This window comes from Pelomonas sp. KK5, assembly GCF_001984095.1.
Lineage (GTDB): Bacteria > Pseudomonadota > Gammaproteobacteria > Burkholderiales > Burkholderiaceae_C > KK5.
The window spans coordinates 1-914 of the sequence record NZ_LYVQ01000507.1; the positions used below are offsets into that span (position 1 = coordinate 1).

Annotated in this window: 2 protein-coding genes; both read left to right on the plus strand. The window is 61.3% G+C overall.

All coding sequences use genetic code 11. The features are described 5' to 3' along the window. The coding region (locus B0W88_RS33325) for a hypothetical protein (protein WP_233151918.1) at window positions 1-283 on the plus strand (283 nt) is incomplete at its 5' end. A 174-nt stretch (window positions 284-457) separates the two neighbouring features. Then, window positions 458-914: hypothetical protein (locus tag B0W88_RS33330; RefSeq protein WP_144007156.1), on the plus strand; the 457-nt coding region annotated here is incomplete at its 3' end.

A 914-nucleotide genomic window follows, 5' to 3' on the forward strand; every position in this document is an offset into this window, starting at 1 on the left:
CCGCAGTTCCAGCCGACGCCTAACGGCGCGGCTGAACGCAATCGTTAGGCTTCACAGGCAACCAATCATGGAGCGCGAAGCAGCCGCAGCCGTCGCAGCAACGCTTGAGGACGCCATCGCGCAACTGACGCAGTCGCTGTCGCATGCCAAGCGAGGCCTGTCGCAAGTCGAATTCGACGCATTTCAGAGGACTATCGGTCTCGCCATTGGTAGGCTTTCACACGAACTGCTGGACCCAATTTATGCTGAGTATCCCGATCTCGCTCCGCCCGGAGTGCTCTGACGCCGCGCGCTACCGCGGCCGTCTGTCCGCTGGCAGGCGGCTCTCCAGTCGGCATTCGCCATCAGCAGTAGGCCGCGTTGCAGCAGTTGCCCTCCTCGGCGGCGGCCACCATCAGCCTAACCTTGTGTTCCAGCGGACGCCTAACGGCGCCGCTGAACTCCGTCGTTAGGCATCATGAAATCGACTGTGGCCAATCATCGAGACGTAGCCCTTGCGGCCTGCGCTGCAACTGTGCCGCTGCTGCGCGAGGCCCGATTGAATGACGTTGCAGCACAGCTTGACGAAATCACATCACTGGCGCTTTCTGGCGACGACGAGACGGTCTTTGCCATGGCGCGCAAGCTGCCTCAGGGTGACATTGCGGACTTCTGGGATCCGCTTGATTGGGATCTGGAGGATCAACTGCCGCTTGAACGTAGGGCGCTCATAACAGCCTACTACTGGGCGACTTGGAGAGCTTTGGTCAACTGGCGCGTTGCAAAGTCGTACGACTTCGATCGCGAGGTAGTGGATGTGGAGCCTCGGTCACTTGCGACTGTGGCCGAAGGGCTTCTGGCGCAGCAGAAGGCTCGGCATGCGCAGCCTAACCCGCTGTTCCAGCCGACGCCTAACGGCGCGGCTGAACGCAATC